This is a genomic window from Qipengyuania algicola (genome assembly GCF_042492175.1).
Lineage (GTDB): Bacteria > Pseudomonadota > Alphaproteobacteria > Sphingomonadales > Sphingomonadaceae > CAJXSN01.
The window spans coordinates 2,696,308-2,716,969 of the sequence record NZ_CP170453.1 but is presented as its reverse complement, the minus strand read 5'-3'; the positions used below and the strand labels follow the sequence as shown (position 1 = coordinate 2,716,969).

Here is a 20,662-nt window from a genome sequence, read left to right as displayed (position 1 = left end):
CCCCCCGGTTAAGCAAAATCCTTCAGGTGAATCGCAATGTCACCCATGTTGCTATGCCCGCTGCTGTCGCGGTTGCAAATGCACCCCAAGCGATATCCGCGACTGTCACGGTGGTCGACCATTGTTTCAGGACCGCCTGACTGGTCAGATCATAGGTGGCGTAGCAAAGCCCGCCCAGCAGCGCTCCGTTGAGGACGGCTGTGGCGACAGACCCGGAAGCCAGACCCGGCTTGATCGCGAACCAGACCATTCCGGCCAAGTAAAGAAAGTAGAACACTGCGGCGGGCGCGGCATTGAATGACTCGGCCATTACCTCGCCAATCCGGGGCCGATAGAAGTTTGGTCCGGCCCAGTTGAGCCACAAGGCATCAAGAATTCCGAAGGCGATGGCGGCGGCGATATAGGCGATAATCCATTGCATAATTGCGCTCCCCTGATGGCCCCGAGATTTTCGGTGCCTTGACCATGGTGAACGGCGCGGTCAATGCTCCGTTCCATGGAAGAGGGTTCAAACGCCGCATCGACGGCCATCACCGATATGACATTCGAACAGGCGCTGGCAGCGCTGGAGCAGGTCGTGCGTCAGCTTGAGAGCGGCGATGTGCCGCTGGACGAATCGATCAATCTGTATTCGCGCGGGGAGGAACTGCGCAAAGCGTGTCAGGCCCGGCTCGACGCAGCGCAGGCCCGGATCGAGGCGATTGTGCAAGACGGCGACGGCAAGGCAACAGGCACGCGCCCATTCGACAGCGAACCGCAGGGGTGAGCGAGGCGGTGGAACTGGTCGGCAAAGATACGGCGGAACTGGACGAGGCCTTCGCCCGCATACAGACGGATGTTGATGCGCTGTTCGATGCGCTTCTGCCGTTGCCCGACGATACGCGCCGGCCGCTGGTGGAAGCGATGCGGTACTCCGCGATGGATGGCGGCAAGCGGGTGCGGCCTTTATTGTTAGTGGCGACGGCGGAGATGCTGGGCGTTGCCCGCGAGCCTGCATTGCGCGCCGCCTGCGCGGTGGAGGCGATCCACGTCTATTCGCTGATCCATGACGATCTGCCGTGCATGGACGATGACGACCTGCGCCGGGGCAAGCCCACTTTGCACAAGGCATTCGATGAGGCGACCGCTGTGCTGGCGGGCGATTCCCTGCATGCGCTGGCCTTCGAAATACTGACCGATGAAGAGACGAGCACCGACCCGTTCACCCGCGCAGAGTTGACTCGCACCCTTGCCACTGCCTCGGGCATGAACGGCATGGCAGGGGGACAGGTCATGGACATGGCCGCCGACAGCGCGACGTACGATCTGCCGACGATTACTCGCCTCCAGCAATTGAAGACAGGCGCGCTGCTCGCCGCAAGCGTGGAGATGGGCGCTATTTTGGGCAAGCTTCAGCCCGAAGGGCGTACCTCGCTGCGAGCCTATGCACGTGATGTCGGGCTTGCATTTCAGATTGCTGACGATCTTCTCGATGTCGAAGGTGACGAGGAAACGGTCGGCAAGGCGGTTGGCAAGGATAGCGAGCAGGGCAAGCAGACCTTTGTCACACTGATGGGCATCGAGGGCGCGCGCAATCAGGCACGGGCATTGATGGATCAGGCTGCTGGCCATCTGGCGCATTACGGCAGCGAGGCGTCGTTGCTGATCGCGCTGGCCCGGTTTATCGTGGAGAGAGACAAATGAGCGGCACCGAAGCCAAGCGTATCGGGGTTTACCCCGGTACATTCGATCCGATTACTCTGGGCCACAGGGACATTATCCGGCGTGGGGCGAAGCTGGTCGACGAGCTGATTATCGGCGTTACCACCAATCCATCGAAGAACCCGATGTTCACTCCCGAAGAGCGGATGGAGATGGTCACTGCCGAGCTGGCAGAAATGGAAATTGCCAACGCCCGCGTTGTCGGTTTCGATGCGCTGCTGATGAAATTTGCCCGTAAGCAAGGCGCCAGCGTGATCGTGCGCGGCCTGCGCGCAGTCGCCGATTTCGAATACGAGTATCAGATGGCGGGGATGAACCAGCAGCTTGATGACGAGATCGAAACTGTCTTCCTGATGGCCGATGTGTGTCTGCAGCCGATCGCTTCCAAGCTGGTGAAGGAAATCGCGATCTACGGCGGAGATATAACCCCGTTTGTCAGCCCGGCCGTGCGCGATCAGGTCAATGCGCGGGTCGAAACCATCGGCAAGCGGGGGGACTACTGACTTCTCGCGTGATCCCCTGTAAGCGCCATTCATTATAGTGACAGCGCGCCTTCGCTAAGCCCAAACCATCATTACAGATCAGATTTCAGGACCCTCATCCTTCATGTTCAAACGCCTTATTGCCGCCGGTGCCCTTGCTGCGCTGACCGTGTCTCCTGCTGCTGCTCAAGAGGCAGAAGCACCTGCGACGCCGAAGATCTACGCGCCAGTGAATTTCAACGCAGCGGAAGACCGCGAGAATATCCTGCTGCTCGATCTCAGCAATGGTGGCCGCGTGGCCATTCGCCTGATGCCCGATTGGGCACCCGGCCATGTTGACCGGATCAAGACCCTCGCGCGGCAGGGCTTTTACGACGGAGTGATTTTCCACCGGGTGATCGAGGGTTTCATGGCCCAGACCGGCGACCCGACCGGTACGGGGCAGGGCGGCTCGCCGCTTCCCGACCTAAAGGCTGAATTCAATCCGATGCCGCATTTGCGCGGCAGCGTGTCCATGGCCCGCGCCCAGAGTGAAGACAGCGCCAACAGCCAGTTTTTCATCGTGTTCTATCCGCGTTTCTCGCTGGATAACAAATACACCAATTTCGGCCGGGTTATCTCCGGCATGGATGTGGTGGACACGGTCGAACGCGGCGAGCCGCCAGCGAATCCAACACGGATCCTGCAGGCATCTATCGCCAGCGATAACAAGCCCGTTCCCGCACCGATGCCGGCACCGGTGCCGGAGCAGGATACGCCAGCGTTTGATGGTATCAGCATCGATGATCTGAACGCGCCGCTGGGTGAATAACCCGCAGCCGGATCGCAGTCTGCGCTGCGGTTCAGGAGCACAGTGATGCGCGTCGATCTGTTCGATTTCGACCTCCCCAATGATCTGATCGCGCTGCGCCCGGTCAGCCCGCGTGACACAGCGCGGATGCTGGTCGCGCGCGGGCAGGAAGCATTGGCCGACAAATCGGTCCGCGATCTGCCCGATCTGCTGGAACCCGGCGATGTGCTGGTCTTCAACGATACTCGAGTCATTCCCGCCCAGCTGACCGGCAAGCGCGGCGAAGCCACCATCGGCGCGACCTTGCACAAGCGGCTCGACCTTCGGCGATGGCAGGCCTTCACTCGGAACGGCAAACGCCTGCATGATGGGGACAGGGTCGATTTCGGCTCCGATGTCTTCGCGATTGCAGAGGCGCGCGCCGAGGATGGCAGCTGGACGCTCGCGTTCGAAGGGCAGGAGCCGGTCGAGGTTCTGCTCGAACGCGCAGGTACGATGCCTCTGCCTCCCTATATTGCGGGCAAGCGCCCCACGGATGAGCGCGACCACGAGGATTACCAGACTATTTTCGCAGAGGAAGATGGCGCGGTCGCTGCACCGACTGCGGCGTTGCATTTCACGCCTAACCTCCTAGCGGCCTTGGACGAGCGCGGGATCCACCGTGAGACACTAACTCTGCATGTCGGGGCAGGAACCTTCTTGCCAGTGAAGGCAGACGATACTGACGACCATCAGATGCACGCGGAATGGGGACGGATTGACGCGGCTACAGCGGATCGGCTGAACGCCGTGCGGGCCAATGGCAGGCGCTTGATTGCGGTGGGCACTACCTCGCTGCGTCTCTTAGAAAGCGCTGCGGATGAGCGGGGCATCATCCAGCCGTTCGAGGGCGACACCTCCATCTTCATCACGCCGGGCTACGCCTTCCGCGCGGTCGATGGATTGATGACCAATTTCCATCTCCCCAAATCCACCCTGATGATGCTGGTCAGTGCGCTGATCGGGCGGGAGCGGATCATGGACGTTTACGCCCACGCGATTGCGAAAGAATACCGCTTTTACAGCTATGGAGATTCCTCGCTGCTGCTGCCATGAGAAGGGCATGCCTGATAATCCGTCCGAGACAATTCTCCGCCTGACCGGGCTGACCAAAACCTACCCCGGCGGCCTGACCGCCATGGAAAATGTCGATCTGGAAATCCGCAAGGGCGAGATTTTCGCGCTGCTCGGGCCTAATGGCGCAGGCAAAACTACCCTGATCAGCGCGGTTTGCGGGCTGGTGACGCCCACTTCGGGCACAATCGAAGTGTTCGGTGAAGACATCCGCAACAATTGGCGCAGCTCCCGGGCACGCATCGGTTTGGTCCCTCAAGAGCTTTCGACCGACATGTTCGAGAAGGTCATCCGGTCGGTCAGCTATTCGCGCGGCCTGTTCGGGCTGGCTCCCGATAAAGCCCGGATCGAGGAAGTGCTCCGTAGCCTTAGCCTGTGGGATAAACGGGACGAACAAATCCGCGCATTGTCTGGCGGCATGAAGCGCCGCGTGCTGATCGCCAAAGCCTTGGCGCACGAGCCGGATCTGTTGTTTCTCGACGAACCGACCGCTGGCGTGGATGTGGAGCTGCGCAAGGATATGTGGCGGCTGATCGGCCAGATGCGCGAGCGCGGGACGACGATCATTCTGACCACGCATTATATCGAGGAGGCCGAGGAAATGGCCGACCGGGTGGGTATCATCCGCCAGGGCAAAATCCTGATGGTGGATGACAAGGACGCGATGATCCAGCGCCTCGGCACCACCGAAGCGGTGATCGAGCTGGCCAAGCCGATGAGCGCTTTGCCCCCGGCCATCGCGCACTTCCCGATCACGCTCGAGAAAGACGGCAAAGAGCTGTGTTACCGCGGCGGCGACGGATCGGGGAAGGGTCGCGCCGAAGTTGCCAAATTGACCAAGGCGCTAGTCCGGGCCGGTATCGATTATGTCGGTATAGACATTCGCGAGAGCAGTCTGGAGGACATCTTCGTCGGTCTGGTGGAAAACCACGCCGAAGAGACCACGGGAGAAGCCGCATGATCGGTTTCAACATCCGCAGCGCCTGGGCGATCTATACACGCGAACTGATGCGCGCCCTGCGCACGGCTTTTCAGTCGATCCTGGCGCCGGTGCTCACCACTTCGCTCTATTTCATCGTGTTTGGTGCAGCCATCGGCGCGCGCATGCCCGATCTTGGCGGAGTGTCTTACGGAGCGTTCATCGTGCCCGGCCTGCTGCTGCTCACCCTGCTCAGTGAAAGCACTTCGAATGCCAGCTTCGGTATTTATATGCCGCGCTTCACCGGCACAATCTACGAGCTGCTTTCCGCGCCTGTCGGTGTGGCCGAAACGCTGGTCGGCTTTGTCGGGGCGGCGGCGACGAAATCGCTGATCCTCGCTGCGATCATCCTCGCCACTGCGACGCTGTTTGTGGATTACACAATAGCGCACCCTGTTTTTGCAATATTTTACATCATGCTGGTGGCTGCCAGCTTCAGTCTGTTCGGGTTTATCCTGGGAATATGGGCGGACAGTTTCGAGAAGCTGGGCATCATACCACAGCTGTTTCTCTTGCCTCTGACGTTCCTCGGCGGGACATTTTATTCGGTCGATATGCTCCCAAGCCCTTGGGATACAATCGCTTTATTCAATCCCATCGTCTATCTGGTCAGCGGGCTGCGGTGGACATTCTATGGCAGCGCGGATGTTTCCATCGCTGTCAGTCTCGGCCTCACTCTCGGTTTTCTCGCCGTGTGCACGGGGATTATTGCCTTCATCTTCAAGACAGGATGGCGGCTTAGAAACTGATCCCGAAGCGGGCCGGGGCACCGTCCGTTGCAACAAGGAAGGCCGGTCATCCACCGGCCAATCGGGGAGCACAGATTTTGAACAGACTTACCACGCTCGGCGTGGCGATTGCGATCGCCATGCCCACATCGGCACACGCGCAACTCGCAGAGCCGGTGCGCGATATGATCGATGCGGCCATTGCGTCCGGAGATGCCGACGCGGTCGCCACCGTGATGGACTTGGCGCGGCAAACCAATCCCGACGCGGCAGAGGAATTGGACGGTATCGCAGCGACATTTGCCGCTTCTCAGGAGGAGGCTGCGGCACTGGCCGCAGCGCAGGAGGAAGAAGAGATCCGCAACGCCGGACTGCTCGATAATTGGTCCGGGCAAGGCGAGATCGGTGCGTTCCGGGCCACCGGCAATACCAGCGAAACGGGTGTAACCGCTGCCGTAGAATTGCGCCGCGAAGGCGTGGATTGGGAACACCAATTGCGCGCGCGGGCGGATTACCAGAAGAGCAGCGGCGTCACGACGCGCGAGCAATTCCTCGCCGCGTATCAGCCGCGCTACAATCTGTCGGAAAGAATCTATCTGTTCGGACTGGCACAATGGGAGCGTGACCGGTTTCAGGGATTCGATGCGCGGTACTCGGTATCGGGTGGTCTCGGTTACCGGGTATTCGACAATGATAAGATGCGTTTGCTTGTCGAAGGCGGCCCCGCATGGCGTCGGACGGAATTTTCCGACGGGACCACCGATCAGAGCATCGCCGGCTATGCTGCGCTCGATTACGACTGGCAGGTGACAGACCGCATTGCTTTCACCCAAGACGCCAGCGTGTTTCTGGAGAGCGGGAACACTACCTTGCAATCGATCACGGGCCTGGAGGCGGGGCTTGGCTCCGGCTTGACCGCCCGCGCTTCCTATACGGTGGAGCACGATACCAATCCGCCTGCCGGCGCGATAAAAACCGATACGCTGACCAGGTTTACCCTCATATACGGGTTCTGATGACACGGTCCCGATTCGCGTTCGATATTCACGCCACCGATGGCAAGGCGCGAACCGGGACCATTTCCATGCTGCGCGGCGATATTCGCACGCCGGCCTTTATGCCGGTGGGCACGGCCGCAACGGTAAAGGCCATGAAGCCCGAAGCGGTGCGCGCGGCAGGCGCGGACATCATTCTGGGCAACACCTACCACCTGATGCTGCGCCCCGGCGCAGAACGTGTCGCGCGGCTCGGCGGCTTGCACGAATTCATGAAATGGGACAGCCCGATCCTGACCGATAGCGGCGGATATCAGGTGATGAGCCTGTCCGATCTTAACAAGCTGACCGAGCAGGGTGTGGAGTTCCGTAGCCATATCGATGGCTCCAAACATATGCTGACCCCGGAACGCAGCATGGAAATCCAGCGCTTGCTGGGTTCGGACATTGTGATGGCGTTCGATGAATGCCCGCGCGCTGACCGCCCGCGTTCCGAAATAGAAGCGAGCATGGAGATGTCCATGCGCTGGGCCCGGCGCAGCCGCGAAGGCTTCGACAGCGGCGAAGAGCATGCCGCACGATCGGCGCTTTTCGGCATCCAGCAAGGCGCGCTCGATCAGGAATTGCGCGGGGCAAGCGCACAGGCGCTTACAGATATCGGCTTCGACGGATACGCCATTGGCGGGCTCGCCGTGGGCGAGGGGCAGGAAGCCATGTTCGGCGTGCTGGATTATGCTCCGGGGCAATTGCCTGCCGACCGCCCGCGCTATTTGATGGGCGTGGGCAAGCCGGACGATCTGGTCGGCGCTGTGGCGCGCGGGGTCGATATGTTCGATTGCGTGCTCCCGACACGGTCAGGCCGGAACGGGCAGGCTTTCACATGGGACGGCCCGCTTAACATCCGCAATGCCCGCTTTGCGGAGGATACGGGACCGTTGGACGCCGACTGCCACTGCCCGACCTGCGGAAAATACAGCCGCGCCTATCTCCATCATCTGGTGCGTTCCGGAGAGATGCTGGGTGCGATATTGATGACCGAGCATAATATCGGGTTCTATCAGCAATTGATGCAGGCCATGCGCGACGCGATTGCAGCCGGTGATTTTGCTGAATTCCAAAGTCAGTTTCTTAGCCGGTATTCGCGTTAATGACTTGATATCGTAACAACCATTTGAAATGTTACAGTCATGTGCGCCGGGGTAGGTATCCTCGGTGACTATTGTATTTATTCAGGGGTCTTCGATGTTCAGGAAATCAACGCTCGCTGCCAGCGCAGCCACATTCTCGCTATGCGCTGCACTGCTGCCTGCAGGCGTCTCCGCGCAGACGCTCTCGGCGCAGGAAGCGGCAGAATTGTTCGGTGCGCGTGCTAACGATCGGCATGTGTCGCTTTCGCCCGACGGTACGAAGTTTTCTTACATTGCGCCGCTGGGGGCTGAAGGTGAGATTCTTTACAGCGTGGATCTCACGGCCGAAACCCCGGTTCCCAAGCGGGTCATTGCGCTTAACCAGCAGCGATCGAACCTCGATTTTTGTGAGTGGGCAACCAACACGCGCTTTGTTTGTCGCACTTCGTTCACGCGGAATTTGGCTAGCAATGACGCCATCGTCGGTCTGTCGCGTATTTTCGCGGTCGATGAAGATGGGTCAAATGTGGAGCAGCTGACGCAGACCGATAATGCGAAGACCTTGTATACGGCATTTAGCGGCGGTTCCGTCGTCGCGCTCGACGTGGCTGGCGAGCAAGATAAAATTCTGATGACTCAGGACTGGTTCCCTGAAGATGGGCGGAACACCCGCATTGCAAATAAGGAGTGGGGCCGCGGGGTCGTCGAAATCGACATCAACTCGGCGAAGCGCAGCAAGGTCGAGTCTCCTGACGACAACACCATGTGGTACATGGCGGATGACACAGGAGCGGTGCGCCTAAAGGGGGTCACGCGCTCTGATGCTGGCAATCGGGACACCGGCAACCGGGCCTATTTCTATCGTGAAAAGGGTTCGTCCCGGTGGCAGGAACTTTCCCGGGCGGAGTTCGGTCTCCAAAACCTCGAAGAGGGATTCACCCCCAGTGCGATCGATAGTGCCAGCGACTCAGTATACGGCTTTATGCGCAATCCCGAAGGTTTCCTCGCGCTCTATCGTCTCCCGCTTGATGGCTCAGATCAATTTGAAGAGGTTGTTTCCCGCGATGATGTGGATGTCGACGGCCTAATTCGTCTTGGCCGCAAAGACCGGGTTGTAGGGGCAAGCTATGCCACAGAAGTGCGCGAGGCGGTCTACTTCGACCCCGAATTAAAGACACTGGCAGACGGTCTGAACAAGGCATTGCCCGGCAATCCTCTGATTGGCATCAGAGCCGCCAACGCCGACGAGAGCCGCCTGCTGATTTCTGCTTCGAGCGACACCGATCCAGGGATGCTCTATCTCTATGACAAGCAAACGCGGCAACTCAACGAACTGATGCCTTTGCGTGACGGGTTTGCCGGACGCCAATTGGGCACCATGAAGCCTATCACCTACTCAGCCAGCGATGGAACTTCGATACCCGGCTATCTGACTTTGCCGCCGGGCAAAGAGAATGCGCGAGGCCTTCCAGCGATCGTCATGCCGCATGGCGGGCCCAGTTCGCGTGATGAATGGGGTTTCGATTGGCTTGTGCAGTTCTTCGCCACCCGTGGATATGCTGTCCTTCAGCCCAACTTTCGTGGGTCGGCGGGCTACGGAGAGGCATGGTTCGGCGAAAATGGCTACCGCGCATGGCGGACAGCGATTGGCGATGTGAATGATGCCGGTCGCTGGCTAATCGGGGAAGGAGTCGCTGATCCTTCCAAGCTTGCGATAGTCGGGTGGTCTTATGGCGGATATGCGGCGCTTCAATCTCAGATTCTGGACAACTCGCTCTACAAAGCTATCGCAGCTATCGCGCCTGTCACCGAGTTTCGGATGATGCGCGAGGACCGTCGCAATTACTGGGATTATAGATTGCGCTCTGAATTCATGGGTGAAGGGGAGCACCTTGTGACAGGAAGCCCAGCACGCAATGCGGATCAATTCGCGTCGCCCGTGCTTCTTTTCCACGGTGATGCTGACCAGAATGTCGATGTGACCCAGTCGCGTGAAATGGAACGCGAATTACGCAAGGCGGGGAAATCGGTAAAATATGTCGAGTTCGAGGACATTGCCCACGGGATCGACAACTCTGTGTATCGCGCCCAGATGCTAAGCGAAATCGACAGTTTCCTCAGAACCAATCTTGGCGGCTGACAGTTTTGTTTCAGCACAAACAAAAAGGGCGGTCATCCAAACGGGAGGCCGCCCTTTTTCTGTTTCGGCGCTGGTGATTAGCGCGAGTAGAACTCGACCACCAGATTGGGTTCCATGGTGACGGGGTAGGGCACCTCGTCCAGCTTCGGCACGCGGGTGTAGGTCACCTTGTCGTTGCCATCGGGAACCACGTAATCGGGGATTTCACGCTCTGGCAGGCTCTGTGCTTCGATCACGAGCGCCATTTCCTGGGCCTTCTTGCCCAGCGAAACCACGTCGCCAACCTTCACGCGGCGCGATGCAACATTGCACTTCACACCGTTGACCAAAATGTGGCCGTGGCTGACGATCTGGCGCGCGGAGAAAATGGTCGGTGCGAATTTGGCGCGATAGACGATCATGTCCAGGCGCTGCTCCAGCAGGCCGATCAAGTTCTGGCCGGTGTCGCCCTTCATGCTGGCCGCTTCCTTATAGGTACGGCGGAACTGCTTCTCGGTCACATCGCCGTAATAGCCCTTCAGCTTCTGCTTGGCGCGCAGCTGCAGGCCAAAGTCGGAGACTTTGCTCTTGCGGCGCTGGCCGTGCTGGCCGGGGCCATAGGAACGCTTGTTGACGGGGGAGTTGGGGCGACCCCAGATGTTCTCGCCCATACGGCGATCGAGTTTATACTTCGACGCTTTACGCTTCGACATAGTCCATTCCTTCAATTTGCCGGGGGTGGCCGATTGCCGCCCCATCGAACCCGGCGCGCACCACACGGCCGATTATGCCGTATGCGGCCTCCGCTTCACCGGGGTGCGGGGCCAATCGGGCGCAGCCGATAACAGCTGCTTTGCCGAAGTGAGCGCGCCAAATAGCGTAAGGCGGCAGAAATGCAAGGCTAGTCGCACCTATCGGCTCGACAAATGCGCGCATGCTCGCCAATGCACCGGCCATGACCGATATTCGAAGCCCCGAGAATTGCGAAACCATGCTGGATGTGCGCGCCGGAGTGGATGCGACCGACCGAGAATTGATGGAACTGCTTGAGCGGCGCTTCGGCTATATGCGCGCTGCTGCGCGGATTAAGCCGAGCCGGGATACGGTCCGCGACGAGGGGCGCAAGGCGCAAGTCATCGCCAATGCGCGGTCCGATGCCGAGGAGCGGGAATTGCCAGCTGCAGAATTGGCGGAGATATGGGATCGACTGGTGGAAACCTCGATCGCCTATGAGCTGCAGGTGTGGGATCGCACCCGCAGCTGATTTCGCCCGATCCGGAGATTATCAGCCAAAGAAAAGGGCGCATCGCCGACAAAAGTCAGCCAACGCGCCCTTCAGAGCTTTTGAACCTGTCGGCTTACTGCCGGTCGGCTTACTGGTTGTCGCCGACAGCGGCATGACGGCTGAGTGCCTGCGCCACGGAGTCCTGCGTTTCTTCTTTGTGGCGCTTCCAGCCATAGGCCGTGCGGCAGACCTTGCGGGTGGTCAGGCGCGAGCCGGTCACCTTGAAGCGCTTGCAGATGGGCTTCGTGTCATCCAGCTTCGTTTCGGTTTCTGCCTCGGCAACCGTTTCGGGTGCTTCTGCCTCTGCAGGCGCGGGAGCAGGCTGTTCCTGTGCTGCGGCAATGGACGGCACAGTCAGGGTGAAAGCAGCGGCAGCTGCGAGGGTGATGGCTTTCTTCATGATAAACCTTCCGGAGGTCGGGGGATTGAATAATGACGCGTCATAGCATGCGCGGATGAGGACACGGTGAACCAGATTGATCCGTTTTCTATAATGACGCAGCGCAACAATTGCGTCAATGCAGTCATGCTATAGCAAGTGTCCCATTCTAAATGGGCGTGTCCGAATGGCGAGAAGTTGCGTGATTCAACGCATTCTGGGTATCGATTTTGTATTGTATCCAGCCCTGTTCGGTACGGCAGATCTTGCGCGATCTGAGACGTGATCCGGCAACAGTCTGCCGTTTGCAGATCAGCTTATCCGCATCCGCCACTTCCTCGGCTTCCTTTTGTGGCTGTTCAGCTGGCTGCGCCGGTGCCGTTTCTGCAGGTGGAACTGGCGGTGCTGCTTCAGGTTCAGCAGCGACCACGGGTGTAGCTTGAAGAAGCAACAGGGGGGCGAACAGGGTGGAGACAGTGATCATGATTTGTGAAGCTAGGACCCAATCCCCCAGCTTGTCAAACCGGGGCAAAGCTCACGCGTCGCGGCGGTCCCGTCCCAATGTTGTCAAAATGCCTCGCAGCGTACGCACTTCCAGATGGTTCCAGCCCGGTTTGGTCAGGACGGTCCTGAGTGTCCGGCGGGTGACATCCGCGCGGTGCTCGGGGAGGAAATAGCCTTTGGGCTCCAGCATTTCCTCGAAATGGGCAATCAGGCCCTCCAGATCCTCTTGCGGAGCGGGCGGGAGCAGTTCTTCGGCAGTAGGCTGGCTGAGGCCTGTGCCTTTCGACCACTCGTAGGCGCACAGGATTACGGCCTGCGCCAGATTAAGTGAGCCGAATTCAGGATCGATCGGCACGGTCAGGATTGCGCGAGAAAGCGCAACGTCATCGGTTTCCAAGCCCGAACGCTCCGGCCCGAATAGAATGGCAGAGCGGCCCTGCTCGCTGTGGATCTGGGTGGCTGCTTGTTCGGGCGTCACAACCGGCTTGGTCACACCGCGTTTGCGCACGGTGGTCGCGTAAACCATGGCGCAATCGGCTACTGCTTCGGCCGTTGTTTCGTAAACGACCGCGCCGTTTAGCACATCGTCGGCCCCCGATGCGGAAGGGCCGGCAGAAGGATTGGGCCAGCCGTCGCGCGGGCTGACCAGACGCATCTCTGTCAGGCCGAAATTGCGCATCGCCCGTGCGGCCTTGCCGATATTCTCGCCCAGCTGCGGACGGACCAAGACGATAATTGGCTTATTCGCCATCGCCGTTTCCGCCCTTCGCTGCGTCCTGCACCGTGCTGGCAAACTCCTCGAAGTCGCGCGCTTCGCTGAAATCGCGATAGACCGAGGCGAAACGGATATAGGCCACGCTATCGAGCTGGCGCAGTCCGTCCATCACCATCTCGCCGATCCGGTGCGAGGCGATTTCGCTTTCGCCAGTCGTCTCCACCTGACGCTGAATGCCTGAGACAAGCTGGTCGATCTGTTCGGCGGATACATCGCGCTTGCGGCAGGCGAGGGCGATGGATTGTTCCAGCTTCACCCGGTCGAAGGCCTGCTTGCGGTCACCGGATTTCACCACAGTGACTTCGCGCAATTGCACACGTTCGAATGTCGTAAAGCGCGCTCCGCAAGACGAGCATTGGCGGCGACGCCGGATCGCCGCATTGTCCTCTGCAGGGCGGCTGTCTTTTACCTGGCTGTCGTCATGCGCACAGAAGGGGCACCGCATGCGCTACCGTTTGATCCGGTTGTAGAACGCATAAGCTGCGCCCGCTGCAATCCCGACAGGCAGTGTCAGCACAGGCAACAATGCGCCCGCCAGTCCGCCAATGGCCGCGCCGGCCAGCACTGGCTTTGTGGAGGGATGCTTCATCCCCTCTTTCGCCATGCCGGAGGCTTCGGCCTTCGCATCCTCGACCCATTGAGGGCCTTCGTTTGTGGGTTTGTCGGTCATGGGTCTATCGTCCTGGATATACGGGGAAGGCTGCGCAAAGCGTCGAAACTTCGCCGCGCACGCGCTCTTCGATCTGGGCATCGCCTTCGGGGCCGTTCTTTGCGAGGCCGTCGACCACTTCGGCAATCAGTCGGCCAACAGTGCGGAATTCAGCAGGGCCGAAGCCGCGCGTGGTCCCTGCCGGTGTGCCGAGGCGAATGCCGCTGGTCACAAACGGGCTGCGCGTATCGAACGGAATGCCGTTCTTGTTGCAGGTGAGCCATGCGCGGTCGAGGCCTTTCTCGGCGGCCTTGCCGGTCACGTCCTTGGCCGACAGGTCGACCAGCATGGAGTGGTTGTCCGTGCCGCCTGACACGATTCGCAGGCCGTTCTCTTCCAGACTGGCAGCGAGTGCTCGGGCATTCTCGACGACGCTCGCGGCGTAGGACTTGAACTCGGGGCGCAAAGCCTCGCGGAACGCCACAGCTTTGGCTGCGACGATATGCATCAGCGGGCCGCCCTGCATGCCGGGAAATACCGCCATGTTGAGCGGCTTGGTCAGTTCCTCGTCATTCCACAGGATCACGCCCGAACGCGGACCGCGCAGCGATTTGTGAGTGGTGGTGGTGACAACGTCGGCGTGCGGGAAGGGGGAGGGGTGCGCGCCGCCTGCCACCAGGCCGGAGATGTGGCTCATATCGACCATCAGGATTGCGCCAACCTCGTCCGCCACCTTGCGGAACGCGGCCCAGTCCCAGACCCGCGAATAGGCGGTGCCGCCTGCGATAATGAGCTTGGGCTTGTGCTCTTTCGCGGTTGCCATGACCGCGTCCATGTCGATCTGCTCGTCCTCCTGCCGCACACCATAGGCGACGGGGTTGAACCACTTGCCGCTCATATTGACGGGGCTGCCATGGGTCAGGTGGCCGCCGGAATTGAGGTCCAGACCCATGAAGGTGTCGCCCGGTTCCAGCAAAGCTAGAAACACCGCCTGGTTCATCTGGCTTCCGCTATTGGGCTGGACGTTGGCGAAATTGCAGCCGAAGAGTTCCTTCGCCCGGTCGATCGCCAACGTTTCCACCACATCCGCGTAATCGCAGCCACCATAATAGCGCTTGCCCGGATACCCCTCGGCATATTTGTTGGTGAAGACACTGCCCGCGGCCTCCAGCACAGCCTTGCTGGCGATGTTCTCGCTGGCGATCAGTTCGATCTTATCCTGCTGACGGGCGAGTTCGTTCTGGACGGCCTGAGCGATGTCGGGGTCGGCTGCGGCAAGATCGTCATGCCAGAAACGGGCCATGATGTCGGTTTCGCTTGCGGAGGCTGGGGCTGTGCTCATGGTCTGTCTCTGTCAGAAGGGATTGGGTCAGGAAGGGTTGGAAAGCTTGTCGACGCGGCGCTGGTGGCGGCCTCCGGCGAATTCGGTTTCTAGGAAGGCTGTGACGCAGGCCTTGGCCATGTCCATGCCGGTCAGCCGCGCACCCATGGCGAGGCAGTTTGCATCATTATGTTCGCGGGCAAGGGCAGCGGAGAGCGGTTCTGAAACCAGAGCGCAGCGCACATCCGGGTTGCGATTGACGCTCATCGAAATGCCGATGCCGCTGCCGCACAGGGCGATACCGCGCTCTGCCGTGCCATCGGCGACGACACTCGCGAGCTTGTAACCGAAATCGGGGTAATCGACGCTGTCGCCGCTCTCGGGGCCCAGATCGGCGACTTCGTGTCCGTTTTCGACCAGCCACTCACGCAGCTCGGCTTTCATGGACAGGGCGGCGTGGTCGGAGGCGATGGCGATGCGCATGCGGGTTGCCTTAGGGCAGGCGAGCGATTCTCTCCACCCCCGACCTTGGTCTTTTCAGCCGCGTTTTGGGGCGCTGGGTATTGCGGCGGGCGGATGGTGCTGCCAGTTGCCACGCAGGCCATTCTGGCGCAGGTTCCTTTCGGACGAAAGGGACCGGACTTGATGCGCATCTGGACATTCTTTGCAGCTCTTCTGGGGGCGTTCGCGCTGGCAATTGTCGGCACGACGCCGCCCGCGCCGGTTGGTGCCGATGCGCCGGAGACCGAGTTTTCCGCCGCGCGGGCGATGCAGGATGTGGCGATTATCGCCGCGCAGCCGCACGTCACCGGGTCGCCTGAGAATGCCGAGGTTCGTACGCACATTATCGCCCGGTTCGAAGCGCTGGGCATGGAAGTGACCACCACGGAGGGGCAGGTGCCGGAGCGCGGTCTGGACAAATTCGGGCATTGGAGCGGCACACGGCCCGACAGCCTGACCTTCACCAACATCATCGCCACGTTGCCGGGGCGGGACCGGACCAAGCCAGCAATCATGCTGATGGCGCATCACGATACGGTGTGGAATTCGCCGGGCGCGCCGGACGATACTGCGGGCGTAGTGGCGATCATCGAGAGCTTGCGGGCCTCTACTGCTCAAGGCCAGCTGGAACGTGACGTGGTCGCCTTCATCACGGATGCCGAAGAGCTGGGCCTGGTCGGTGCGCGGCAGTTCTTTGGCGAGAACCCGCTGCGGGAGAGAGTTGGCGCGGTCGTCAATGTCGAAGCGCGCGGCGGAGGCGGGCGGACCACTCTCTTCCAGACCTCGCGTGACAATGGCGCAGCGGTTGAACTGTATGCGGATGCCGTAGGCACGCCGGGCGGATCATCGCTGGCGACTTTCGTTTACGAGACCCTGCCTAACGATACCGACCTGACCCCTGCGCTGGAATTGCCGCTGGTGGCTTACAATCTTTCTTTCATCGGTAGGCCCGGCCTGTACCATTCGCCGCTGGCGACCCCGGAAAATCTCGATCAGGGTTCGGTGCAGGATATGGGGCAGCAGACGCTCGCGCTGACCCGTGCGCTTGGGAATGCAGAGGCGTTGCCAGAGGCCGCGCCCAACCGGACGTTCTTCGATCTGTTTGGGCTTTTGCTGATCCATTATGGCGCAGTGGTGGGTTGGGTGTTGCTCGCCCTTACCGCTGCGCTGCATCTTTACGCGCTGAGGACGAACGAGAATAGCGGCGGCAGGACCAACCGCGTGTGGCGCTCTGTCGGAGCTTCACTAGGCGTGATTGTCGGGGGCGGGGGCCTGCTTTACGCGCTCAATTGGGTGTCCGGCTCGTCGGTGCCCGATGCTTATTACGACAGGCTCGCAGCGATCCCCATGCTGGAGGCACAGGCGCTGTTGATCTGCGCCGGTATCTTGGCGGCAACGGCCCCGCTATGGGCCGGGCGCAAGGGCAGTGCGTTTGGCCTCGTGATCGCGCTGGCGGCACAAATCCTCGCGCCGACCACTGCCTTCATCATCGTGTTCCCGTTGCTGGTGACAGGCGTCGCCACTGTGGCGGCCCATTTCCTGCCGAAGCCTTGGGACGCGGCACCCAAGATCATCGGTGGCGCAATTGCAGGCGGCTTTCTGCTGCAATACGGGCACCAGTTGATGCAGGGTGTGGGGCCGACCATGCCATCGCTCGCCGCGCTGTTGGCGGCATTCGCAATTCCCGTTCTGGGGCTGCTGATGCCGGCGGTGAAGGGCCGGACTGCGATGGGTGTGGCCGTGCTTTGCCTGTTTGCGGCAACAGCCGTCGCGCTGTTCGTCCGGCTCGATCCGGTGGCCGACACGGTTGCGGATTATGAAAGCCTGAAGGGTTAGCCGAGCTGCTTATTGACCCATTGCCAGAGCTTCTTGGCCTCCAGCGCAGCCTTGCCCTCGGCGTCGATTTCGGCGGCGACTTCGCCTTTGGCTGAAGAGCGGTGGAAGTCCGCGCGCTCGCCGAATGTGACCGGGCAGACTTTGAGGCCGAGTTCTGCGGCGGCATCGCTCGCTTCGGCTATTTGACGGGTCGCGCCGCCCGGGACTGCGTTCAGGACAACAAAGGCGGGCTTTTTGGCGAAGGCTAGCATCTCTGCGACGCCTTCGAGCGCGTGCAGATCAAAGGCGCGCGGGCGGCTCGGGATCAGCACCAGATCGGCGGCCTTGATCGCCTCGCGCATTGCCGCTTCGGCATGGGGCGGGGTGTCGATCACCACCATATGCGCGCCCTGACGGACGGCCTTGTCGATGGTCCGGGCAAGACGTGCCGGAGGGCTCGTTTCGACGAGCGGATAATAATCGCCCCGCCAGTCACCCCAAGCCGCCGCCGTAGCCTGCGGATCGGTATCGATAATGACCGAGTCCTTGCCAACATGCGTCGCCGCAGCGGCCAGATGCAGAGCGAGGGTGGTTTTACCGGAGCCGCCCTTTTGGCTGACGATGGCTATGGTTGGCATAGGCGAACCCCAATTCTCTCTAGCGTCATACCTTTAATGCGGCAGATGGTTACGGCGCTCCTCTCACAATGGAACGCGAGCCTTGCGGATCACAATGGCCAGCCGCGCGACTGTTGCCGGTTTCGAGAGCCCTAAGGAAGAGATATCCTTTGCGCGCCAGCGATTCAGGCAGGATCCTGACGGTCTTCTTCCTGCTCGAGGAAATAGGCTTCCAGATTGTTTATGATCTGCATCTGCAATGTCCGCGAGAAAACCTGAATCTCCTGAAAATAGGGTTCGTTCACAGCTACCAACGCAGGGTGGCTGACAAGAGACGTAGAACGCTCAAAGAACGCTGAACCAGCAAGTGTGCGCGAGAAATCTCGGATAGCGACCAGCTCGGCCAGAGCGAACGTATCGGCATATGCAACGGCGGTCGCTTCAAGCATCACGGGTATATGTTCTGCAAGGAGAGGGCGCATATCGGCCAAGCCTTGCGCCAAGCTTTCTTCGATAACCCTTCGCGCGCCTGCATCTTCGATGACGTCAAGGTCCATCGTGCCCGCCACTTGCGCTCCCATTGACTGGGCCATCGCGACTAAAGAATCCTCTCGCGTTTCAGGCGGATACATTGCATCGACGACCTCGCGAGCGACGCGTAGTGCATTGGGAGAGACGTCTTCCGCCACGAGTGCGTCCTGCGCCGTGGCGGCCGTGACCGGCAGGGCGAGACTTGCCAGCACGAGCGAGGCGAAGGTTGCGAGCTTCCTCACTGGTCGAGGAAGCTCCGCATCTTCCGCGACCGGCTCGGATGCTTCAGCTTGCGCAGTGCTTTCGCTTCGATCTGGCGAATACGTTCGCGGGTCACGCTGAACTGCTGGCCGACTTCCTCCAGCGTGTGATCGGTGTTCATGCCGATACCGAAGCGCATGCGCAGAACGCGTTCCTCGCGCGGGGTGAGGGAGGCGAGCACGCGGGTGACGGTTTCCTTCAGGTTCGCCTGAATCGCCGCATCCACAGGGATGATCGCGTTCTTGTCCTCGATGAAATCGCCCAGATGCGAATCTTCCTCGTCGCCTATAGGCGTTTCGAGGCTGATTGGCTCCTTGGCAATCTTCATCACCTTGCGGACCTTCTCGAGCGGCATGGAGAGGCGCTCGGCCATCTCTTCCGGCGTCGGCTCGCGGCCCTGCTCGTGCAGGAACTGGCGTGACGTGCGCACCAGCTTGTTGATCGTCTCGATCATATGGACCGGAATACGGATCGTGCGCGCCTGATCGGCAATCGAGCGGGTGATTGCCTGACGGATCCACCACGTGGCGTAGGTGCTGAACTTGTAGCCCCGGCGATACTCGAACTTGTCGACCGCCTTCATCAGGCCGATATTGCCTTCCTGAATAAGATCAAGGAATTGCAGGCCGCGATTGGTGTATTTCTTGGCGATGGAGATAACCAGGCGCAGGTTCGCCTCGACCATTTCCTTCTTCGCAATGCGTGCCTCGCGCTCCGCCTTCTGCACCATGTTCACGATGCGGCGGAACTCGGGCAGGCTCATGCCGGTGGCGCTGGCAATGTCAGCGATCTCCGCGCGGATACGCTCGACAGACGCGCCTTCCTTCTCGGCGAAGGCAGCCCATTTCTTATCCTTTTTGACCCGCTCTTTCAGCCAGTTATCGTCCAGCTCGTTGCCGATATAGGCCTGCAGGAAGTCGGCGCGCTTGACCTTGTGGCGCTCGGCCAGGCGCAGCATCTGGCCTCCCAGCGCAGTCAGGCGGCGGTTAAAGGCATAAAGGTTGTCGACCAGGAATTCGATCTTGGTCGCGTGGAACTGCATGCTTTCCACCTCGGCGGTCAGCTCTTCGCTCAGCGCCTCGTATTTCTTCTCCTTGGCGGGCGAGAAAGCCTCGCCGCGGCCCAAGGTTTCGACCCGCTCGATCTGGAGCTTTTCGAACTTCTTGAACAGGCCGGTGATGCGGGCAAAGCGCTCGATGGCATCGGGCTTCAGCGCCGCTTCCATCTGAGCAAGGGACATGGTGTTGTCCTCTTCCTCTTCTTCGTCCTTCTTCTTGGAGGAACCCTCTTCGCCATCCTCGTCTTCGCTGTCGTCGTCGGAATCGTCCTCGTCATCAACGATGGTCGGGCCGGTATTTTCTTCCGAGATTTCGCCGTCGTCATCGTCTTCGGCGTCCTCGGCCATTTTCTCCGGCGGCGGTTCTTTCGACAGCATGGCATCGAGATCGAGGATCTCGCGCAGCTGCATTTCCTCGGCATTCAGCGCTTCGGACCACTGGATAATGGCGTGGAAGGTGATCGGGCTTTCGCACAGGCCCATGATCATCATGTCGCGGCCGGCCTCGATACGCTTGGCAATGGCGATCTCGCCTTCGCGGCTGAGCAGTTCCACCGCGCCCATTTCGCGCAAGTACATGCGCACCGGATCATCGGTCCGCTCGCCAGCGGCCAGCTTCTTGGTCTTCTCGACCGGTTTCTTCGCGGGGTCCTTGGAACCGTCGACCGCGATTTCCGCGACCTCGTTTTCTTTCTCCGCGCGGGCTTCGGCTTCTTCGTCGTTCTCGACGATCTGCACGCCCATTTCGGACAGCGCGGTCTGCACGTCCTCGATCTGGTCGGATCCCATATCGTCAGGCAGGGCCGAGTTCAGCTCATCAAGAGTGACGTAGCCCTTCTTCTTGGCCTTGGTGATCAGCTTCTTGATCGACGATTCATTCAGGTCGATCAGGGGAGCATCTTCTGCCTGCTTCGATTTTGCCTTGGACGCCAT

24 protein-coding genes are annotated in these 20,662 nt (G+C 60.3%); 12 read left to right on the top strand and 12 right to left on the bottom strand.

What is annotated here, in order from left to right; translation table 11 throughout:
* Nucleotides 1–22 precede the first annotated feature (22 nt).
* Nucleotides 23–421, bottom strand: a complete 399-nt coding sequence (locus tag ACFCW2_RS12955) for a DUF2177 family protein (protein WP_379546950.1) — start codon at nucleotides 419–421, stop codon at nucleotides 23–25.
* A gap of 63 nt (nucleotides 422–484) precedes the next feature.
* On the opposite strand from ACFCW2_RS12955, the gene ACFCW2_RS12950 reads away from it, so the two are divergent.
* The 10 genes from ACFCW2_RS12950 to ACFCW2_RS12905 all read left to right on the top strand — a co-directional run bounded on the left by ACFCW2_RS12950 (nucleotide 485) and on the right by ACFCW2_RS12905 (nucleotide 10,055).
* Nucleotides 485–766 carry an exodeoxyribonuclease VII small subunit gene (locus tag ACFCW2_RS12950; RefSeq protein ID WP_379546948.1) on the top strand — a complete coding sequence of 94 codons (282 nt, stop codon included), beginning with the start codon at nucleotides 485–487 and terminating at the stop codon, nucleotides 764–766.
* Complete coding sequence (locus tag ACFCW2_RS12945) at nucleotides 763–1,683, top strand: polyprenyl synthetase family protein (protein ID WP_379546947.1); 921 nt, start codon at nucleotides 763–765, stop codon at nucleotides 1,681–1,683. Before ACFCW2_RS12950 ends, ACFCW2_RS12945 begins: the two co-directional genes overlap by 4 nt.
* On the top strand, nucleotides 1,680–2,204 hold the full coding sequence (gene coaD, locus ACFCW2_RS12940; RefSeq protein ID WP_379546946.1) for a pantetheine-phosphate adenylyltransferase: 525 nt from the start codon (nucleotides 1,680–1,682) through the stop codon (nucleotides 2,202–2,204). The genes ACFCW2_RS12945 and coaD overlap by 4 nt, the downstream gene beginning before the upstream one ends.
* Before the next feature lie 103 nt (nucleotides 2,205–2,307).
* A complete protein-coding gene (locus ACFCW2_RS12935) occupies nucleotides 2,308–2,994 on the top strand; it encodes a peptidylprolyl isomerase (RefSeq protein ID WP_379546944.1) in 687 nt (228 codons plus the stop codon).
* Between the two features lie 45 nt (nucleotides 2,995–3,039).
* Nucleotides 3,040–4,068 (top strand): tRNA preQ1(34) S-adenosylmethionine ribosyltransferase-isomerase QueA, encoded by a 1,029-nt coding sequence (queA, locus tag ACFCW2_RS12930; RefSeq protein ID WP_379546942.1) that lies wholly within the window; start codon nucleotides 3,040–3,042, stop codon nucleotides 4,066–4,068.
* Between the two features lie 7 nt (nucleotides 4,069–4,075).
* Nucleotides 4,076–5,047, top strand: coding sequence for an ABC transporter ATP-binding protein (locus ACFCW2_RS12925; protein WP_379546940.1), 972 nt, complete (start codon nucleotides 4,076–4,078; stop codon nucleotides 5,045–5,047).
* Nucleotides 5,044–5,814 carry an ABC transporter permease gene (locus ACFCW2_RS12920; protein ID WP_379546938.1) on the top strand — a complete coding sequence of 257 codons (771 nt, stop codon included), beginning with the start codon at nucleotides 5,044–5,046 and terminating at the stop codon, nucleotides 5,812–5,814. The genes ACFCW2_RS12925 and ACFCW2_RS12920 overlap by 4 nt, the downstream gene beginning before the upstream one ends.
* A 77-nt stretch (nucleotides 5,815–5,891) precedes the next feature.
* Nucleotides 5,892–6,809 (top strand): DUF481 domain-containing protein, encoded by a 918-nt coding sequence (locus tag ACFCW2_RS12915; RefSeq protein WP_379546936.1) that lies wholly within the window; start codon nucleotides 5,892–5,894, stop codon nucleotides 6,807–6,809.
* Nucleotides 6,809–7,936 (top strand): tRNA guanosine(34) transglycosylase Tgt, encoded by a 1,128-nt coding sequence (gene tgt / locus ACFCW2_RS12910; RefSeq protein WP_379546934.1) that lies wholly within the window; start codon nucleotides 6,809–6,811, stop codon nucleotides 7,934–7,936. The genes ACFCW2_RS12915 and tgt overlap by 1 nt, the downstream gene beginning before the upstream one ends.
* 64 nt (nucleotides 7,937–8,000) lie before the next feature.
* Nucleotides 8,001–10,055, top strand: coding sequence for an alpha/beta hydrolase family protein (locus tag ACFCW2_RS12905; protein WP_379546932.1), 2,055 nt, complete (start codon nucleotides 8,001–8,003; stop codon nucleotides 10,053–10,055).
* A gap of 77 nt (nucleotides 10,056–10,132) precedes the next feature.
* On the opposite strand, the gene rpsD is transcribed toward ACFCW2_RS12905, so the two are convergent.
* Entirely contained in the window at nucleotides 10,133–10,747 is a 615-nt protein-coding gene (gene rpsD / locus ACFCW2_RS12900; protein ID WP_379546930.1) for a 30S ribosomal protein S4, read from the bottom strand.
* A gap of 242 nt (nucleotides 10,748–10,989) precedes the next feature.
* Here rpsD and ACFCW2_RS12895 point away from each other — a divergent pair, with 242 nt between their 5' ends.
* Nucleotides 10,990–11,298, top strand: a complete 309-nt coding sequence (locus ACFCW2_RS12895; RefSeq protein WP_379546928.1) for a chorismate mutase — start codon at nucleotides 10,990–10,992, stop codon at nucleotides 11,296–11,298.
* Nucleotides 11,299–11,407: 109 nt separating this feature from the next.
* Here the strand turns inward: ACFCW2_RS12895 and ACFCW2_RS12890 are convergent, their stop codons facing one another.
* The 7 genes from ACFCW2_RS12890 to rpiB all read right to left on the bottom strand — a co-directional run bounded on the left by ACFCW2_RS12890 (nucleotide 11,408) and on the right by rpiB (nucleotide 15,430).
* Nucleotides 11,408–11,719 (bottom strand): hypothetical protein, encoded by a 312-nt coding sequence (locus tag ACFCW2_RS12890; RefSeq protein ID WP_379546926.1) that lies wholly within the window; start codon nucleotides 11,717–11,719, stop codon nucleotides 11,408–11,410.
* 148 nt (nucleotides 11,720–11,867) lie between these two features.
* A complete protein-coding gene (locus ACFCW2_RS12885; protein ID WP_379546925.1) occupies nucleotides 11,868–12,182 on the bottom strand; it encodes a hypothetical protein in 315 nt (104 codons plus the stop codon).
* Nucleotides 12,183–12,233: 51 nt separating this feature from the next.
* Nucleotides 12,234–12,953 (bottom strand): RNA methyltransferase, encoded by a 720-nt coding sequence (locus tag ACFCW2_RS12880; protein ID WP_379546924.1) that lies wholly within the window; start codon nucleotides 12,951–12,953, stop codon nucleotides 12,234–12,236.
* Nucleotides 12,943–13,422, bottom strand: a complete 480-nt coding sequence (gene nrdR / locus ACFCW2_RS12875) for a transcriptional regulator NrdR (protein WP_379546923.1) — start codon at nucleotides 13,420–13,422, stop codon at nucleotides 12,943–12,945. The genes ACFCW2_RS12880 and nrdR overlap by 11 nt, the downstream gene beginning before the upstream one ends.
* 3 nt (nucleotides 13,423–13,425) lie before the next feature.
* Complete coding sequence (locus ACFCW2_RS12870) at nucleotides 13,426–13,647, bottom strand: hypothetical protein (RefSeq protein ID WP_379546921.1); 222 nt, start codon at nucleotides 13,645–13,647, stop codon at nucleotides 13,426–13,428.
* A 4-nt stretch (nucleotides 13,648–13,651) separates the two neighbouring features.
* Entirely contained in the window at nucleotides 13,652–14,968 is a 1,317-nt protein-coding gene (gene glyA / locus ACFCW2_RS12865) for a serine hydroxymethyltransferase (protein ID WP_379546920.1), read from the bottom strand.
* Between the two features lie 27 nt (nucleotides 14,969–14,995).
* Nucleotides 14,996–15,430: a ribose 5-phosphate isomerase B gene (rpiB, locus tag ACFCW2_RS12860; RefSeq protein WP_379546918.1), complete on the bottom strand. Its 435-nt coding sequence runs from the start codon at nucleotides 15,428–15,430 to the stop codon at nucleotides 14,996–14,998.
* Between the two features lie 162 nt (nucleotides 15,431–15,592).
* On the opposite strand from rpiB, the gene ACFCW2_RS12855 reads away from it, so the two are divergent.
* The gene (locus tag ACFCW2_RS12855) at nucleotides 15,593–17,284 is read left to right on the top strand and encodes a M28 family peptidase (RefSeq protein WP_379548985.1); all 1,692 of its coding nucleotides are present in this window, start codon (nucleotides 15,593–15,595) and stop codon (nucleotides 17,282–17,284) included.
* Here ACFCW2_RS12855 and ACFCW2_RS12850 read toward each other — a convergent pair.
* The 3 genes from ACFCW2_RS12850 to rpoD all read right to left on the bottom strand — a co-directional run bounded on the left by ACFCW2_RS12850 (nucleotide 17,281) and on the right by rpoD (nucleotide 20,662).
* Nucleotides 17,281–17,901 (bottom strand): AAA family ATPase, encoded by a 621-nt coding sequence (locus ACFCW2_RS12850; protein ID WP_379546916.1) that lies wholly within the window; start codon nucleotides 17,899–17,901, stop codon nucleotides 17,281–17,283. The genes ACFCW2_RS12855 and ACFCW2_RS12850 overlap by 4 nt on opposite strands.
* Before the next feature lie 164 nt (nucleotides 17,902–18,065).
* Entirely contained in the window at nucleotides 18,066–18,653 is a 588-nt protein-coding gene (locus tag ACFCW2_RS12845; RefSeq protein ID WP_379546914.1) for a hypothetical protein, read from the bottom strand.
* Nucleotides 18,650–20,662: an RNA polymerase sigma factor RpoD gene (gene rpoD / locus ACFCW2_RS12840; RefSeq protein WP_379546912.1), complete on the bottom strand. Its 2,013-nt coding sequence runs from the start codon at nucleotides 20,660–20,662 to the stop codon at nucleotides 18,650–18,652. Before rpoD ends, ACFCW2_RS12845 begins: the two co-directional genes overlap by 4 nt.

Coding starts and splice junctions, on each gene's coding strand:
- ACFCW2_RS12955 (WP_379546950.1), bottom strand. CDS start 421: ATGCAATGGATTATCGCCTATATCGCCGCCGCCATCGCCTTCGGAATT.
- ACFCW2_RS12950 (WP_379546948.1), top strand. CDS start 485: ATGCTCCGTTCCATGGAAGAGGGTTCAAACGCCGCATCGACGGCCATC.
- coaD (WP_379546946.1), top strand. CDS start 1,680: ATGAGCGGCACCGAAGCCAAGCGTATCGGGGTTTACCCCGGTACATTC.
- ACFCW2_RS12935 (WP_379546944.1), top strand. CDS start 2,308: ATGTTCAAACGCCTTATTGCCGCCGGTGCCCTTGCTGCGCTGACCGTG.
- queA (WP_379546942.1), top strand. CDS start 3,040: ATGCGCGTCGATCTGTTCGATTTCGACCTCCCCAATGATCTGATCGCG.
- ACFCW2_RS12925 (WP_379546940.1), top strand. CDS start 4,076: ATGCCTGATAATCCGTCCGAGACAATTCTCCGCCTGACCGGGCTGACC.
- ACFCW2_RS12920 (WP_379546938.1), top strand. CDS start 5,044: ATGATCGGTTTCAACATCCGCAGCGCCTGGGCGATCTATACACGCGAA.
- tgt (WP_379546934.1), top strand. CDS start 6,809: ATGACACGGTCCCGATTCGCGTTCGATATTCACGCCACCGATGGCAAG.
- rpsD (WP_379546930.1), bottom strand. CDS start 10,747: ATGTCGAAGCGTAAAGCGTCGAAGTATAAACTCGATCGCCGTATGGGC.
- ACFCW2_RS12895 (WP_379546928.1), top strand. CDS start 10,990: ATGACCGATATTCGAAGCCCCGAGAATTGCGAAACCATGCTGGATGTG.
- ACFCW2_RS12890 (WP_379546926.1), bottom strand. CDS start 11,719: ATGAAGAAAGCCATCACCCTCGCAGCTGCCGCTGCTTTCACCCTGACT.
- ACFCW2_RS12885 (WP_379546925.1), bottom strand. CDS start 12,182: ATGATCACTGTCTCCACCCTGTTCGCCCCCCTGTTGCTTCTTCAAGCT.
- ACFCW2_RS12880 (WP_379546924.1), bottom strand. CDS start 12,953: ATGGCGAATAAGCCAATTATCGTCTTGGTCCGTCCGCAGCTGGGCGAG.
- nrdR (WP_379546923.1), bottom strand. CDS start 13,422: ATGCGGTGCCCCTTCTGTGCGCATGACGACAGCCAGGTAAAAGACAGC.
- ACFCW2_RS12870 (WP_379546921.1), bottom strand. CDS start 13,647: ATGACCGACAAACCCACAAACGAAGGCCCTCAATGGGTCGAGGATGCG.
- glyA (WP_379546920.1), bottom strand. CDS start 14,968: ATGAGCACAGCCCCAGCCTCCGCAAGCGAAACCGACATCATGGCCCGT.
- rpiB (WP_379546918.1), bottom strand. CDS start 15,430: ATGCGCATCGCCATCGCCTCCGACCACGCCGCCCTGTCCATGAAAGCC.
- ACFCW2_RS12855 (WP_379548985.1), top strand. CDS start 15,593: ATGCGCATCTGGACATTCTTTGCAGCTCTTCTGGGGGCGTTCGCGCTG.
- ACFCW2_RS12850 (WP_379546916.1), bottom strand. CDS start 17,901: ATGCCAACCATAGCCATCGTCAGCCAAAAGGGCGGCTCCGGTAAAACC.
- rpoD (WP_379546912.1), bottom strand. CDS start 20,662: ATGGCGTCCAAGGCAAAATCGAAGCAGGCAGAAGATGCTCCCCTGATC.